General features: G+C 68.2%; 13 protein-coding genes. 8 read left to right on the forward strand and 5 right to left on the reverse strand.

Going from position 1 to position 16269, the window contains the following annotated elements:
- Window positions 1-100: 100 nt before the first annotated feature.
- From OO71_RS36235 to OO71_RS36245, 3 genes are read left to right on the forward strand one after another with little or no spacing between them, the layout of a single operon-like run.
- Window positions 101-982, forward strand: a complete 882-nt coding sequence (locus OO71_RS36235; RefSeq protein WP_033294525.1) for an ABC transporter substrate-binding protein — start codon at window positions 101-103, stop codon at window positions 980-982.
- Between the two features lie 48 nt (window positions 983-1030).
- A complete protein-coding gene (locus OO71_RS36240; RefSeq protein WP_051792640.1) occupies window positions 1031-1951 on the forward strand; it encodes an amino acid ABC transporter permease in 921 nt (306 codons plus the stop codon).
- Complete coding sequence (locus tag OO71_RS36245; RefSeq protein ID WP_033294526.1) at window positions 1948-2715, forward strand: amino acid ABC transporter ATP-binding protein; 768 nt, start codon at window positions 1948-1950, stop codon at window positions 2713-2715. The genes OO71_RS36240 and OO71_RS36245 overlap by 4 nt, the downstream gene beginning before the upstream one ends.
- Window positions 2716-2762: 47 nt before the next feature.
- On the opposite strand, the gene OO71_RS36250 is transcribed toward OO71_RS36245, so the two are convergent.
- A complete protein-coding gene (locus OO71_RS36250; protein ID WP_245633894.1) occupies window positions 2763-4271 on the reverse strand; it encodes an amidohydrolase family protein in 1509 nt (502 codons plus the stop codon).
- 153 nt (window positions 4272-4424) lie between these two features.
- On the opposite strand from OO71_RS36250, the gene OO71_RS36255 reads away from it, so the two are divergent.
- From OO71_RS36255 to OO71_RS36270, 4 genes are read left to right on the forward strand one after another with little or no spacing between them, the layout of a single operon-like run.
- Window positions 4425-5702 carry an NAD(P)/FAD-dependent oxidoreductase gene (locus tag OO71_RS36255; protein ID WP_051792641.1) on the forward strand — a complete coding sequence of 426 codons (1278 nt, stop codon included), beginning with the start codon at window positions 4425-4427 and terminating at the stop codon, window positions 5700-5702.
- Window positions 5703-7181 carry an aldehyde dehydrogenase gene (locus OO71_RS36260; protein WP_033294528.1) on the forward strand — a complete coding sequence of 493 codons (1479 nt, stop codon included), beginning with the start codon at window positions 5703-5705 and terminating at the stop codon, window positions 7179-7181.
- Window positions 7182-7214: 33 nt separating this feature from the next.
- Window positions 7215-7976, forward strand: a complete 762-nt coding sequence (locus tag OO71_RS36265; protein WP_033294529.1) for an HpcH/HpaI aldolase family protein — start codon at window positions 7215-7217, stop codon at window positions 7974-7976.
- Window positions 7973-9328, forward strand: coding sequence for an MFS transporter (locus tag OO71_RS36270; protein ID WP_051792642.1), 1356 nt, complete (start codon window positions 7973-7975; stop codon window positions 9326-9328). The genes OO71_RS36265 and OO71_RS36270 overlap by 4 nt, the downstream gene beginning before the upstream one ends.
- 111 nt (window positions 9329-9439) lie before the next feature.
- On the opposite strand, the gene OO71_RS36275 is transcribed toward OO71_RS36270, so the two are convergent.
- The 4 genes from OO71_RS36275 to OO71_RS36290 form a co-directional block, all read right to left on the reverse strand.
- On the reverse strand, window positions 9440-10660 hold the full coding sequence (locus OO71_RS36275) for an SNIPE associated domain-containing protein (RefSeq protein ID WP_211260784.1): 1221 nt from the start codon (window positions 10658-10660) through the stop codon (window positions 9440-9442).
- A gap of 25 nt (window positions 10661-10685) precedes the next feature.
- Entirely contained in the window at window positions 10686-11021 is a 336-nt protein-coding gene (locus tag OO71_RS36280) for a hypothetical protein (protein ID WP_156096739.1), read from the reverse strand.
- A 1074-nt stretch (window positions 11022-12095) separates the two neighbouring features.
- A complete protein-coding gene (locus tag OO71_RS36285) occupies window positions 12096-14285 on the reverse strand; it encodes a hypothetical protein (RefSeq protein WP_156096740.1) in 2190 nt (729 codons plus the stop codon).
- A 37-nt stretch (window positions 14286-14322) separates the two neighbouring features.
- Entirely contained in the window at window positions 14323-14763 is a 441-nt protein-coding gene (locus OO71_RS36290) for a hypothetical protein (protein WP_033294532.1), read from the reverse strand.
- A 107-nt stretch (window positions 14764-14870) separates the two neighbouring features.
- On the opposite strand from OO71_RS36290, the gene OO71_RS36295 reads away from it, so the two are divergent.
- Entirely contained in the window at window positions 14871-16262 is a 1392-nt protein-coding gene (locus OO71_RS36295; RefSeq protein ID WP_033294533.1) for an ATP-binding protein, read from the forward strand.
- Window positions 16263-16269: the final 7 nt, after the last annotated feature.

Here is a 16269-nt window from a genome sequence, read left to right on the forward strand (position 1 = left end):
AGGAGCACACAGGGGAATCGCCGCCCGGGCCTGCCAGGTTGGGAGCACGCTGCCGCCGGACCGCGGCGGGTGCCCATCGACGATTCAAGGGAGAACCGCGATGCCCCGATTCACCCCGTACCTGGCCGCGCTTGCCGCCGGCGTGCTCGCCGTGACAGCCACCGGCTGTGGCGGCACGGCGGCCGGGGACGGCCCCGGTGCCGCGCCGTCCGGATCGGCGATCGCCCTGCCCGCGCGCTACCACGACAAGGACACGCTCGTCATCGGCGTGGTCGGCGCGGTTCCGCCCCAGTCGTTCGTGCCGCCGGGAGCCAAGGAGCCGCAAGGCGTCGACCCCGACCTCGGCCGCGCGCTGGCCGCTGTGCTGGGCAAGAAGGTGGTGGTCCGGCCGATGCCGTTCGACAGCATCCTTCCCGCGCTCGCCGCGGGCCGCGCGGACCTCGGCATGTCGGGCTTCACCGACACGAAACAGCGGCAGCAGGTGGTGGATTTCGTGGACTACCTCGACGTCGGTTCGTCCCTGTTCGGGACCCCGGACAAGGTCGGCAAGATCAAGTCGCTCGCCGACCTCTGCGGGCATTCGGTGGCCGTCGCCCGGGCAACCGCGCAGGTGCCGGACGTGACCGAGCAGGCGGCCAAGTGCACGCGGGAAGGCAAGCCCCCGGTGAAGATCTCGGTCTACCCGGACCAGAACGCCGCCAATCTCGACATCACCAGCGGCCGCTCCGAAGTCTCCGACACCGACACCACGGTGGCCGCCCATCTCGTCAGCGCGTCCTCGGGACAGCTTGCGCTGCTCGGCGAGCCCTATAACAAAGCGCTGGAAGGCATTGCCGTGGCGAAGGATTCCGGACTGGCCGAACCGGTCCGCGCGGCGCTGGAAAAGCTGATGGCCGACGGTACCTACCGGCAGGTCCTGCGGAAGTGGAACGTCGAGCAGATCGCCGTGGACAAGCCGACCGTCAACGGTGGCACGCGATGACCCCGCGCGTGCCGCCGGCGGCCACCGAGACCGGGCAGGAGACCCGCCATGCACACCACCAGGGCTGAACTGCCGGACGCACCGCCGATCGGCCAAGAACCGGTACGGGCCGTCCCCCTCCGGCATCCCGGCCGCTGGATCGCCGCCGCGGTCGTGCTCGTGATCGCCGCGGCCCTGATCTACTCGGCCGTGACCAACCCGCGGTTCAAGTGGCCGCTGGTCGGCCGGTTCCTCTTCGCCCCGGAAATCCTCGACGGCATCCTCGTGACGCTGAAGCTGACCGTCATCGCGATGGCGATGGGCATCGTGCTCGGCGTCGTGCTGGCGGTCATGCGCAGGTCGGAAAATCTGGTCGTCGCCGGGGCCGCCCGCGCCTACATCTGGTTCTTCCGCGGGACCCCGGTACTGGTCCAGTTGCTGTTCTGGAGCTTCCTGGCCGCGGTGTACCCGGTGCTGTCGATCGGCGTGCCGTTCGGCGGGCCCGTGCTGCTGCACGGGGATGCGAACTCCCTCGTCACTCCCATGACGGCGGCGATACTGGGTCTCGGCCTCAACGAGGCGGCGTACATGGCCGAGATCGTCCGCGCCGGGATCAAATCGGTGGACGAAGGTCAAACGGAGGCCGCACTGGCGATCGGCATGCGCCCGCTGCAGATCATGCGGCGGATCGTGCTGCCGCAGGCGATGCGGGTCATCATCCCGCCGACCGGCAACGAGACGATCTCCATGCTCAAGACCACCTCGCTCGTGTCGGTCATCGCCTACGCCGATCTCCTGTACGCCGCGCAGCTGATCTACGCGTCGAACTTCGAGCAGGTCCCGCTGCTCATCGTCGTGTGTTTCTGGTACCTGCTCGGCACGACGCTGCTCTCGTTCGCCCAGAGCAGGCTCGAACGGCGGTTCAGCCGCGGCCAGTCACGCACGAGCAGGCAACGCAGGCGGGCACCGAGGTACGGAGGACGAAAATGACCCATCCGCCCATGGTCCACGCCGACGGCGTGTGCAAACGGTTCGAGCAGCTGGAGGTCCTGCGCGGGATCGACCTCGAGGTGGCCCGCGGGGAGGTGGTCTGCCTGCTCGGCCCGTCCGGTTCGGGGAAGTCGACGTTCCTGCGGTGCGTCAACCATCTCGAGCGCATCGACGGCGGCCGCCTGTCGGTGGACGGCGAGCTGGTCGGGTACCGGGAGGCCAGGGGCAAGCTCTGTGAGCTGAAACCGAGAGACGTGTGTGCCGAACGGGCGGACATCGGCATGGTGTTCCAGCGGTTCAACCTGTTCGCCCACCTGACGGCACTGGAGAACGTCGCCGCGGGACCGTTGCTCGTGCGCGGTACCGGGCGTGCACCGGCATTCGAGCAGGCGGGGAAACTGCTCGCGGACGTCGGCCTCGGCGACCGCGGCGGCAGCTACCCCGCCGAGCTTTCCGGCGGACAGCAGCAGCGCGTCGCGATCGCCCGTGCCCTTGCCATGAAACCGAAACTGATGCTGTTCGACGAACCGACGTCCGCGCTGGACCCGGAGCTGGTCGGCGAGGTCCTCGACGTCATGCGGGCGCTCGCGCGGGACGGGATGACCATGATCGTGGTCACGCACGAGATCGGCTTCGCCCGCGAGGTCGCCGACCGGGTGGTGTTCATGGACGGCGGGGTGATCGTCGAGGAAGGCACCCCGGCGGAGGTCATCGACGCACCCCGGCACGAACGGACGCAGGCATTCCTGTCCAAAGTCTGGTGAACTGTTGGCGGCCCGCTCCCGCCATTGTGCGTCGGAGCGGGCCGCCCTCAAGCGCGTACCGGGCGTCCCGGCAGCACCGTGGGGTCGAGCACTCCGTCGCGCACCACCGGGATTCCGTTGACGAGCACGTGGACGAAGCCGGTCGACGGCCGGGTGGTCTCGCGATAGGTTGCGTTGTCGGTGACCGTTTCCGGGTCGAAGACGACGACATCTGCGTCCGCGCCGGGCCGCAAGCTGCCCTTCCGGGCCAGCGCGGGCACTCCGGTGGCGGCGATGCGAGCCGGAACCGTGCTGCAGCGCCGGATCGCCTCGGGCAGGCTCATCGCACCGGTTTCCCGGACGAGGGTCCGCAGGGTGCGGCCGTAGGTGCCAGCGGTGCGGGGATGGCCCGATACATCGCCGGGTAGCGGCCAGGCCAGCGAGTTGCGCGAGGTGGTCCGCCACACGGGTTCCATCGCATCGGAAGCGACCGCCGTGTCGCCGAAGAGAATCGCCCGATCGAGCAGTTCCCGTGCGGTGGCCTCGGATTCGTCGAGGAAGTGGACGAAGGCCAGGTCGCTGCCGTGTTCGCCGCGCATCCGGCGCAGCTCGGCGGCATCGGCCATCCGGCGGCCGCTGGCCACATGCTGGATCGACGACGGGGTCAATCCCCTGCGGTGCAACAGTTCGGGAGCGAGGAACGACGCACCGATCCCGGTCATGCCGCTGCCGTACGGGTACGCCTCGGTCGTGACCCGGGACCCGGCGGCCTGCGCGCGGGTGATGGTCGCATGCACCCGATCGAGGTGCCTGCCCGAGGTGCTGTTGACGTGGCAGTAGTGCATGTGCGCCCCGGTCTCGCCGGCCGTGCGGACGATCTCCTCCGCGCCGTCGATCAGTACGCCGGGATCCTGTTCGACGAGATCGCGCGCGTGGGTGTAGGCCGGGCGGCCCGCGCGCACGGCAGCCGCGGCGAGCGCGACGTATTCCGCCGGAGCGACTGCCGGGGCGTAGCCGATGGGAATACCCACACCGAGCGCACCGGCCGCGAGGTCCCCCTCGACCCTCGCGACGATCCGCTCGACCCGCGCCGGGGTCGTTTCCTGTTGCCACACCTCGACGTTCATGGCCGCGAACACGTCCTGCAGGCGTCCGGTCCCGCGCACTCCGGCGAGCACTTCGAAACGGGCCGCACCCCAGCTGGTCGCGAAGCCGTAGTTGACCGGCCGCCCGTCGATCGCCGCCCGCGCGTACGCTGCCGCGACCGGGTACCGGCCGATCTCCAGCTCCAGCGCGGTGGTCACGCCGTCGAGCACCTGCAGGCGCATCCCGGGAATGTCGTCGCAATGGCTGTGCAGGTCGACGAATCCGGGCGCGACCACGTGGCCGCGGGCGTCGAGCACGGTCCGGCCTTCGAGCTCGCCCGGAGACAACGCACCGATGGTGCCACCGGTGATGCCCACCTCCCGGACCTCGTCGACGCCGGTGGCGGGGTCGACCACCCGGCCACCTCGGATCACCACGTCGTACACGCTGACGAGACTCCCTTCCCCGGCAACGGATTCCCCGCCCGGCACCTCGGGAAATGGTGCCTGCTCCGACCGTACCTGCCGTTTGTCGGATCGGCAGATTTCCCGGCGGGGTTTCGTGCGGATCGGACAGTGCCCGGGTACTGGCCGCTTGCTTAGCTTCGGGGAACCCGAATCCCGAGGTACCGAGGGGGCAATCCAGTGAGTCCGCATCCGCCCGGCCGAGTCGTGGTCGTCGGCGCCGGGGTCGTCGGCCTGTGCTGCGCCTGGCATCTGCTCCGGCGTGGCGCCGAGGTGACCGTCCTGGACCGCTCCGGCGTCGGCGCAGGGGCGTCGTGGGGCAACGCCGGGTACCTGACACCGGCCATGGCGGTGCCACTCCCGGAACCCGGTTTGCTCCGCGATGGCCTGCGCGGCCTCGCGTACCCCGACTCGCCGCTTGCCCTCGACCGGCGCCCGTCCGCGCACACTGCCGCTTTCCTGGCCGGATTCGCCCGCAATGCGACCACCAGGCGCTGGCACCGGGGATTGGCCGGGCTCAGCGGACTGAGCCGGGACAGCGTCGCCGCTTTCGACGAGCTGATCGACGGCGGCGTGAAGTTCTCCACGCACGAATCCGTCATCCGGATCGGGCTCGAACAGCCGGGGGAAGCAGCAGGGCTCCGGCACGAATTCGACGCGGTGCGCGCGGCCGGACAACCGGTGGACTACGCCGATGCGCCACCAGAACCGCCCTTTTCCTCCCGTATCAGGTGCATGATGGTGCTGCGCGGGCAACGCTACGTCGATCCGGGCGAGGTCCTCGCCGCGCTCGCCGATGCGATCCGCACGGCAGGCGGCGAGATCGTCGAGGGCGCCAACGTGACGGCGACCGGATTCGGGCCGGACGGTCTGCGCGTGGACACCTGGACCGGCCGTCCACATGCGACGGACGCCGTCGTCCTCGCCACCGGTGCGTGGCTGCCCGAACTCGCCCGGCCACTCGGGGTCCGCGTGCCGATGCAAGCCGGACGGGGCTACTCGTGCACCGTCCCGCTCCGGGAACCTCTTGCCACGCCGCTGTACCTCCCGGGGGTCCGCGTGGCCATCACGCCGTACCGCGGTGGTGCCCGCCTTGCCGGCACGATGGAAATCGCCCACCACGACGCGCCGTTCCGGCAAGCCCGGCTGGACGCCGTCCTCCGTTCGGTGCGCCCGCTGCTCGACGGCGCGTGCTGGGACGAGGTCCACGACCCGTGGGTCGGCCCGCGCCCGCTCACCGCGGACGGCCTCCCGGTCGTCGGCGCCACCGCGATACCCGGAATCCACGTCGCGGGCGGGCACGGCATGTGGGGCCTGACGCTCGGGCCGGTCACCGGACGGCTGCTCGCGGAACAGGTCATGACCGGCGAACCCGTGCCGGAACTGGCTCCGCTCGACCCGTTGCGCAAGCCATGGCGAAGCACGTCCGGTAGTGAACGACAGAAACGAGGTGCCTGAATGACCAGCAGCACGGAACGCACCGGAGACCGGTTGCAGTTCTTCATCGACGGCAAATGGGTGGCCCCGCGGGGAGCCGAGACGGTCACCGCGCGCGAAGCGGCCACCGGCGTGCCGTTGGGGGTCGCTGCGCTCGGGTCGGCGGCCGACATCGACGCAGCCGTGAGTGCCGCTCGGCATGCGCTGGACCGGGGCCCGTGGGGCCGTTCGACAGTGGCCGAACGGGTTGCGGTCATGCGGCGGTTCGCGGCCGCACTGCGGTCCCGGGGCGAAGCGACGAGCCGGCTCGTCAGCCGCGAGAACGGCATGCCGATCACCTTGTCCGAATCCTTCAACGGCGAAGCCCCCGCAGCGCTGCTGGAAATGTATGCCGGCCAGGTCGAGACCGAGCCGCTGGAACGGGCGCAGCCCAGCCCCGCGGGTTCGACGATCGTCCGCCGCGAGCCGGTCGGCGTGGTCGGTGCCATCACGCCGTGGAACTTCCCGCAGTCCATCGCGATCATGAAGATCGCCCCGGCGCTGGCCGCCGGATGCACAGTGGTGCTGAAGCACGCGCCGGACACCGCGCTGGATTCCTACGTGATCGCCGACGCCGCAACCGAAGCGGGCCTGCCGCCGGGCGTGCTCAACATCGTGCTCGGCGATCGCGACGCGGGCGCGGCGCTGGTGTCGCATCCGGGCGTGGACAAGATCGCGTTCACCGGGTCCACCGCCGCCGGGCGGGTGATCGGTGCCGAATGCGGGCGGCTGGTCCGCCGGTGCACGCTGGAACTCGGCGGGAAGTCCGCGGCGCTGTTCTGCGAGGACGGTGACGTGGAGACGTTGCTGGCCGGGCTCGCCACGTCGTCGTTCATGAACAACGGCCAGAACTGCGCCGCCCAGATGCGCCTGCTCGCGCCCCGGTCGCGGTACGGGGAGATCGTCGACGCGGTCGCGGGCTACGCGGAAGCGATGGTCGTCGGCGACCCGCTGGACCGCAGCACCACGCTCGGGCCGATGGCCAGCGAACGGCACCTGCAGCGGGTACAGGGCTACATCGACGACGCCCGGGACCACAGCGGTGCCCGGTTGATCACCGGGGGCGGACGGCCGAAAGGTCTCGACGACGGCTGGTTCGTGGCCCCGACCGTATTCGCCGACGTCGCCCCGGACGACCGGTTGTTCCACGAAGAGGTCTTCGGCCCGGTAATGGGGATCACCCCGTACGACACCGAGGAGGAGGCCATCGAACTGGCGAACGTCAGCAACTACGGCCTCGGCGGCTCGGTGTGGACGGCCGACGAGGACAAGGGCCTCGAGTACTCGCGGCGCATCCGGGCCGGAAACGTCGGGGTCAACTACTGGATTCTCGACATGCATGCCCCCTTCGGCGGGTTCAAGGACAGCGGGATCGGCCGCGAGCTCGGCCCGCAGGCCCTCTCGGCCTACTTCGAATGGAAAGCCATCTACGCGAGCGCCGACCGGCTCGGCCGCGACTGACCCCCATCGGCAGCACTGCCCGGAAAGGAAGTCATGACAACGAATCTGGTTCGCGAGCGATGGACCGGCCACGAGGTCGCCTTCGGTACGCTCCTTGGCATTCCCGCGGTTTCTTCGGCCTACGCACTCGGCGGGGCAGGCTACGACTGGGTCGTCATCGAACAGCAGCACGCCTACGTGTCCCAAGAGGAGACTCTCCCGCTCCTGCACGCGCTGGAACTCGGTGGTACGACACCGTTCGTCCGGGTCGGCGAGAACGATCCGATCGGCATCCAGCGCGCACTCGACCTCGGTGCCCGCGGCATTGTCGCGCCGATGGTGAACACGCCCGAACAGGCCGAGCTGGTCCGGGTCAACACCCGTTTCCCGCCGCTGGGCGAGCGGTCGTGGGGCATCCCGCGGCACCACGGATCTCCCGCCGAGGCGAACGAGGACGTGGTGGTAATGCTGATGATCGAGACACCGGCAGGGGTTTCGAACATCGAGGCGATCCTGTCCGTCCACGGGATCGACGGGATCGTGTTCGGACCCGGTGACATGGCGATGAACGTGGGCGTGGCGCCACAGATCGGTGCGAAGGACGAGAAAGTGTGGGAGGCCTTCGAAATCGTCGGCGATGCCTGCAAACGCCACGGCAAGCACTACGGATCGTTCGTCGCCGACCAGGCGATCGCCCGGCGCATGGTCGCGCACGGCGCGGATTTCGTGCTCTTCAGCTCCGATCTCGGGCACGTGGCCGCGGGTGTCGCCGCCGATGCCGAAGCAATTGCCCACCTGCGAAAAGAGCGCCGATGACCGGCTCAGCCGACGACGGACGGGAAGCACGCCAACGGCTCCGGCGGGCACAGCGGGGTGCGCTCATCGGGACGATGCTCGAAGGGTACGACTTCGGTGTCTACGGCCTGGCTTCGGCGCTCGCCTTCCCCGCCGTCTTCTTCCCGAACGCTTCCCCGGCGACCGGCGTACTGGCCAGTTTCGGCGCCTACGCAACCGGATTCGTCGCACGTCCGGTGGGCGGGCTGTTCTTTTCCCGCTTCGGGGATCGTTACGGCCGCAAGTGGGTCCTGGTCGCCACCCTGATGCTGATGGGCACGGCGACCTTCGCAATCGGGCTGCTCCCCGGCTACGCACAGATCGGCATCGCCGCGCCGGCTCTGCTGGTGGTCCTGCGGTTCCTGCAGGGTTTCGGCGCCGGAGCCGAGCAGTCCGGCGGCGCGACCCTGCTCACCGAATCGGCACCGCCGGGCCGTCGGGGACGTTCCGCGGCCGCAGTGATGGCAGGCGGTTCGCTGGGAGTGGCGCTGTCGTCGGGGGTATGGCTCGCCGCCCAGTCGATCTCCCGGGACGCCCTGCTGTCGTGGGGCTGGCGGCTGGTGTTCCTGGCCAGCATCGCCGTCACCGCCTTGGCGTTCGTGCTGCGGCGGAAGCTGCGGGAAAGCACCGTCTTCGAGGAGATCGCCCACGGCACCGCCTCCGCACCGGTGCTCGAGACGATGCGCACCGGTAAACGCTCAGTACTGCTGGCCACGGCGATGTGCATCGGCCCGATGTCCCATTCCTACGTATATCTGGTGTTCTTCCCGTCATTCCTGATCCAGCAGGTGCACATGTCCCCGAAGCTCGTACCGGCGCTCCTGCTGATCGGCCCGCTGTTCGGCTTCTTCGCCGCCTTCCTGGCCGGGCGCCTGTCCGACCGCTGGGGCAGACGGCGCGTGTACACCTTCATCCTGGTCGGCTCACTGGTCATGAGCGCCCCCGCGTTCCTGCTGGCAACCCTCGGGCAAGCGGTGCTGATTGCGGTGATCTCCATCTTCAGCGCGCTGTTCCCGGTCGTGGGCGCCCCCGCGGTACAGGCGAGCTACCTGCCGGAACTCTTCGGCAGCCGCTACCGCTACGCAGGATGCACGATCTCCCGGGAAATCGGCTCACTACTGGGCGGCGGATTCGCGCCCCTCATCTGCTCGTTCCTGGTCGGCGTCTTCGCGGGATCGTGGATCCCGGTGGCCGCGTACATGATGCTCATCATGCTGATCAGCATCCTGGCGACCCGCCTGGCCCCGGAAACCGCCGACCGCGACCTCCACCTCCCCCACGACGCATTCGGTGCGGTGCGCAGTGAGAAAGGGACGGTGCTTGCGGCGGATTAACCGATGTCGGCACGGGAGCGATGCAGATGAAGGACGCAAACATGAAGCCGCGCAGCGATTCCGACCGGTCTGGTCTGCCGAGCGCGACCCATCATTCGCCTGTCCGCACCATCAGCGGTGAGGTAGGCCGACCGGAGCATCAGCTCGTTCCGGCTCTGGCCACGCCGAGCGGCGCAGGTTGACCCGGTTCAGCCGGCGGTCGGCGAACATCTTGTGCAGATCATTTTCGAGTGCGACTGCATCCTTCGAAAAATGCAACAGGTGGGTGTCGAAAGGGAACGGCACCGAGGCGTCACCGAGTTCCAGGATCCGGTCGCGGGGTTCGAGACGCCGGGTCATCCCGATCTTCACCACGTTCTCGCCGAAGGCGCCGATATTGCTGATGACGTACACGTAGCCCGCTCGGATATTGGCGATTCGGTAGTCGTTCTGGGCTATCGCGTCCTTGATGGTGGACAGGCGTTCACGCAGCTCCTCAGCTTGCTCCTGCTGGCCGTCCGCCGTCAGTTTCGCCAATGCATTGGTGTAGTGGCCGAGTTCCTTTTCCAGCCGTTCGCGTTCGGCCTGCAACTCCGCCTCGGCACGTTTCTCTTCACGCAGCCGTTCGCGTTCGGCCCTGGCTGCTTCGCGTTCCTCCTGCATCTTGATCTGGTAGTCACCGGTCATCTCGATCTCACGGAGGCGGAGCTGGTGGTACTCGGGAGCGACGCGCATTTCCATCATCTTGCCGAGCTTCGCGATCGCCTCGACCGACCTGTCGAGGCGCTGCTTCGCCGAGGCCACTGTGCCCGCCCGTACGGATCGGACGCAGTTGTCGGCTTCCGAGTTGTAAGCCCGCAGCATCAGCTTCGAGAAGTCGGAGGTCATCTTCCTGCCCTGCGCCAGCGAGTTGTTGTAGGCGAACCGTTCGCTCGCGAGGATCGCGGTGCCGTTCTTGACGAACTGCTTCGCCGCCAGGCGGACCTCGGCCAATGCTTCCTTGTACTGCTCGGCGTTCTCCAGGGGATGGTGGTACTCGTAGATCCCGACCTGCTGGAGCAGGATCGCGTCGTCGAGCTCGACGAGCTCACGCTTTGCCTGGTCGATCTGCTCGCGGATCGCCTGCAGCTCTGTCCGGGCCGCAACACCGGGTTCCGCCGTGGGCGAATGAGTCTCGGCCGACGAGCCCGCAGCGTCGGGTTCTTCCCGCTCGTCGGAGGTGTCAGGGACCCAGAACTGCCAATCCGGGGGCGCAGGCGGCCATGAACGAGGTGGCTGCCATCCCTGCGGCGGCGCCCATCCGGGCTCCGGGAGCGGCCACCCCGGAGGCGTGACGAACCGGAATGTGCTCACCGGCTTGCTCCGCCGGGGAAGGAGGTCATCCACGCACACCCTTCTTGTCGTCGATCGGGGTCGGGCGATGCGGTGACTTCGACACGACGGCTCGAAGGTGCTTCACCGTTTCGGACGGAGTGATCCGGGACAGATCGATGTCCAGGAAGTCGGCGCGATCCACGGCCATCGCGATGAGCTGCACGAATACGTCCTTGCCCACGGCGGGATCGACATGGTTGACCCCGCCGGCCAGCGAAATGCTGTCGATCTTCCCCGTGCGGTCCGACTCCCACACCTCGTGCACGGTCCGCAGTGTCATGTTGTTGATCAGATTGGTGTACCTCGTCGTGATGTCCTTCTGCGCCAGCTTGGTTTCCACGATCTCGTCGGAACTGCGGACGTACCGGAAAGACTTCTTCGACTGCCTCGGGCTCGCCGGCCGCAAGCCGGTTGATCAGATCGTCGAGGCGTTCATTCTCCGCATCGACGACCCGTTGGCGCTCCTCGCATTCGGCGTCGTATCGCTGTCGATCAACGGCAAGCCGGCGCAACCGTTCGCCCTCGGTGGCCTGATGCTTCTGCACGGCGGCCAGTTGCCGGCCCGGAATTTGCGCGAACGCCTCTCGCCGCGGCGTGTTTCTTCTTGGCGAAGACTGCTGAGAGGCCCGCAGGAGGTGGCGGGGGCTGGAAACGGGGCTCCGGAGGAGCTGAGATCGGCGTGGGCGCGGGCAACGCCACCGCGTGCGCTGATTGAAACTGAGGATGCCGGGCGACCCGGCGAAGTTTTTCCAAGTCGACGAAATCATCGACAGCCAGTGTCGACTCGAGCACACCGTCGATGGCCGCAAGCTCTTCCCTCAGGTCCGCATTCAGCGACTCGACCTTTGACAGCTGAGCTTCGAGGTGAAGCTGCTTGGCCTCACGCTCCGCTTGTGCCGCCGTCTGAGCGTTCGCACGGGCCATGCGCTCGCGCGCCGCTGCTACGGCGGCCTGGGTGCGAAGCATCTCCCTCTCGAGACGCACCCGTTCCCGTTCGGCGGCCGCAGCTTGCCGCACCCGTTCCTTCTGCACTTTGGCCGCCTGGTACTGCAGCTCGGCGAAGAACCCCCGGCGACACCCGATCTCAGTGCTACTGGGTTTCGCAGGGGAATAACGAAATGTTTCACCCAGAGGTCAACTGCTGAAGCGCACCGAGTTCGTGCTGAGGTTCGGTGCAGATATGTCGACTGGGTTGGTCCGGCCGTTGTTGCAGGGCAACGCTGAACCAGGCCGCCCCTGTCCGGTTTCGGGTGCAACGGCGGCTCGGCGAGGTCACCGCTGCTCAACCGAGCAGGCCGGTTACCGACTCAGCGCGGGACGCGGTACTTCTCAAACATCCGGCAGGCTTCCGACCCGATCCAGCAGTGGGCGACCGGCGGCGACATCGAGATCGCTGCCCAGTGTCACCCCGGTGCTACCGCCAATCCCATTCCCAGCAGATTTCCATGATTGTCTTCGCTGTGGTGTCGGCCATTTCCGGAGACACGAACGGCGGGCCGAACACCGGCAGCGCCAGCGAACGGAGTACGTCCGCGCGTTGGCGCTGCCGGGTCCACCTCAGGAAGTCCGACGCGGCGAGCCGGACTTCGGCCGTGCCCGCGGGGTCGGGCGGCAGGTGGGTGCCGAGGCGGCGACGGCTTTCCGCGAGTTCCGGATCGACCCCCGACGACAGAAAGGTCACCACATAGCTGTCTTCCCCGCGGATGGTCCAGCTCCGGAGGTCCTCCTCGACCATCGTGGTCATCAGCGGGAGCAGTGTGGCGCGCAGCTGCGCCGGGTCCGCATCGAAGGCCACGTCGTCGACTGAATCCGGCGAGAGGGGCGGGGCGACGCGCTTCCGTCTGCCGCGCCCTTCGACCATCGTCACGGCACGAGCGGTCACGACAGCGGGCGACCACGACGGGATCGCGGCCAAGGCCCAACGGCGGTGGTCGACGTCCTCGATGTCGTTCGCGATCTGCCTTGCCTCGCGACGGAACTCCACCGGCAGCGTCGGGGCGACCACGGAGAAGGCGCGCTGCCGGGTGTTTTCGTCCTGCACAGTTTTCACGGCGTTGAGCGCGAACCCGGCCACCTTCCGGTGTGCCTCCGCGCCGAGCAGCGGGGACAGCGCAGCCAGGCCGATGGCACGTGCGTCGTGATCGTCGATCACGCGCAGGGAATCGAGTGCGGTTTCGAGCTGGTCGCGGCCGAGGTACGGCGTGACCTCACCGAGCTCCTTGAGCCGCGGGAGGTGCCAGCCGAGGTCGGCCATGTCCGGACGCGAGCTCAGCGCCCGGTCCAGCGCAGCCCGCATGGCGGCTGCCCGCTCGTCCTCGTCGAGAAGCGGCGCCACGACAAGCAGCGACGGCAGCTCCCACGAACCGTCTGTCGATCGAGCAGTCTCCAGTGCGATCTGCCGGAGAGTAGCGCGGCGATCATCGGTCAGGCGTTGGGCCAGCGCGGTGAAGAGCTTGGCCCGCGCTTCCCGGTAGCTGTCGACGGCGGGGATGGCTCGCGCTGTCTCAATGGCGCGGTCAAGGTCGTCGCCGGTGAGAAACGGGACCGCCGCGGTCAACGCGGTGAGCTGAGCGAAGTCGGTTTCCGGGTAGTGGTAGTTCACGTCCAGACCGAGCGCCGTTTCGAGCGTCAGTGTCGCGACGTCCTGCCGGATGGGTTCGCTGAACCGGTCGATCGTGGCGGCGAGGGCTTCGGCGAGGTGGTAGTTGCTGCGGAGCGCGCGAAAGGCCGACAGCGCCTCGGTAAACAGCTGCGGCTCGACATCGCGTTCGGCGAGGGCGATCAGCGCGTACCCGCGTTCCTCCGGATCGGTTGTGGCGCGGGCGTGCTGCAGCGCCTGCTCCAGGTGCGCGCGGTCGAGACAGCCGACGGCCCGGGACCAGAGTTCAAGCTTGCGGCTTCTGATCGACGCGCCGATCGCGGGCAGCGCCTCGATCGCGACCGGCTGCCGCCCATCGTCCAGGAGCGGTGCCACCGCAACCAGCGCGAGGGCTTTTCCACGCAGGTCAACACTTCTGGCCGCCTGGAGCGCCTCCGCGGCCAGTTCCCCGTCGAGGTGCGAGGCAAGCAAGTCCAGCGCTTCGGCCCGATGAGCGGGTTCGACGGCGTGGACGGCGTCGAGGCCGACCCTGCGCGCCGCCTTCTGCTGCTGCGGGTCCAGCGCTCCGGCGGCGAGCAGACGGGCGACGAAACGGACCCGTTGCCGGGGATCGGGGACCCGCTGGGCGATGCTGAACGCCTGCGACGGTCCCATCGCGCCGTCCTCGATGGCCCGGACCGCAAGCTCGACCGCCACATTGCGGGACAGGCTGTTGATGCTGGTCCAGATGAGCGCGTACCGGACGCAGTCGGCGAGAGCGGTGTCCGGGGCCACCTCGACCGCCTGCTGGGCGATGTCCCAGGCGAGGGACAGGTCGGCAAGGTAGCCGTCGTAGCCGGGGTGATCGGCCGCGAACCGGGCCTGCATCCATTCGTCGCCGGCGAAAAGCCGGCGCAGCCGGTCGTGGTCACCGGCGGCGGCGAGGTGCGGCGCGAGGGAGTCCAGCAGGTACCGGGCCCGCTCGGGGTCCAGGGCCGCCAATCGCTCGTGCAGCGGCACAGTCACCACCCCGGAAGTTCGTCGCAGCGATGGTGGGCTGTCGTTACAGCGGAATTCCCAGCAGGTTGGCGACGACCTGGGCACCGCCGACCAGCGGACCGAGCGCGGCGGCGATGCGGCCCATCGACTGGGCCAGCTTCGTCCCCTCCTCGACCGTCACGTTCGCCTTGCGCAACGTGTCGCCGACCTTTTCGAGGCCGGAGGTCACAGCCGGGCCGTCGACAGTCTCTTCGGTGACACCGCCCAGCGCGTTCCCGGTTGCCGTCTGCGCCTCGATGCGCTGGTCACGGCTCAGATCCGCGTCGGCCAAAGCGTCGTAGAGATCGTTGAGCGCGGCGCGGAGCGCATCCGCGTCGACGTCGCTGGCACCGGTGATGTTGTTTCCCGTGACCTTGGCCGAGGCATTGCGGCCGACGGCCACCCCCTGAGCCGACGTGATGTCACCGACGGTGATGTTGTCGCCGTTGCCGCGACCGTCTTCCATCCGGGCACTCCTACGACCTACGCTCGGTGAACGCTCAGGAACCCCAACATAACACCGCGCAAGCTTCATCCGGTACAACCTGGCGAACCGAGACAGGGAGCGATGCGATGGAGCCGGTGGACCGGCACGAGGCCGCCGACGAGATCCGCCGGCTGTGCACCGAGGCGGACACCGAGGCCGACCGGACCCTGCTGCGTGATCTCGGGGACGCGATCTCCGTCGGCGACATCTCGCAGGCCACCGGAATCGCCATCGGCCGCAACATCCGCCAGGTGGTCAACAGGTTCGAGCTTTCGCCGGGCGCGGTTGCCGCACTGATCGACTTCCGGGCCGATCTCGGCCGGTCGTTCGGCATCGACGCTTCGCAGTACCGGCTCGGGGCACTTCTCGCCGAGAAAACCCGCGGTTTCGTCGGCCGCGAGCACATTTTCCGCGCCGTCGATCAGTTTTTCCGGACGCATTCCAGTGGCTATTTCGTCGTCCATGGCCCGCCTGGCGCGGGTAAAAGCGCATTCCTCGCCGAATATGTCCGCCGCTCCGGTTGCCTGGCGCACGTCAACAGCCGCGGATTGGGCGTCACGAGCGCGGCGCAGTTCATCGAGAACATTTCCGCACAGATCATCGCCGACGCCGGATTACCGTACGCCGCATTGCCGGCCGGAGCCACCGCCGACGGCGCATTCCTGCTGAAGATCCTGGAAGAGGCGCGGCACCGGCTCGGCGCCGACGAGCGGCTGGTCATCGCGGTCGACGCCCTCGACGAGGCCACCGCGTCGGATCGGGACGGCGCCAACATCCTGTTCCTGCCACCAGTTCTCCCGGACGGGGTGTACTTCGTCCTGACCCGCCGCGACGCGGACATCCCGCTGGTCGCCCAGGCGCCCATCGGCACGCTGGACATCAGCGACTACCCGGACGAGAACACGTCCGACACCCGGCAGTACGTGCGAAAAGCATTGACGCGACCGCGTCTCCGGACCTGGGTGTCGACGAGATCCCTCGACGAGAGCGATTTCATCGCGGCACTCGCCGAACTCAGCGAGAACAATTTCATGTACCTGTTCCACGTGCTTCCCGAAATCGAATCGGGGGTCTACCGTGATCTGGCCATCGAACAATTACCGGTCGGGCTGGTAGGTTATTACGAAGACCACTGGGTCCGGATGGGAATGGCGGTCAAGCCGCTTCCGCGCGTCAAGCTGCGGCTGATCTACCTCCTCGGTGAAGCACGTAAACCCATTTCGCGCCGGCTGCTGTCCGAGCTGGCCACCGACCCCGCGATCCGCGCAGACGAGATCGACGTGCAGGAGGTACTCGACGAGTGGCTGCAGTTCCTGCTCGAAGACCGCCTCGACGACCACCCGCGGTACAGCATCTACCACACCAGCTTCCGCGACTTCCTCCACCGGAAGGACATCGTCCAAGCCGCCGGGGTGACCATCGAGGGAATCCACCGGCTGATCGCCGACAATCTCTGGACGAGCGTGTTCGAGACCTGAGCAGTGG

The sequence above is a fragment of the Amycolatopsis jejuensis genome, assembly GCF_000717335.1.
In the GTDB taxonomy this organism is placed as follows: domain Bacteria; phylum Actinomycetota; class Actinomycetes; order Mycobacteriales; family Pseudonocardiaceae; genus Amycolatopsis; species Amycolatopsis jejuensis.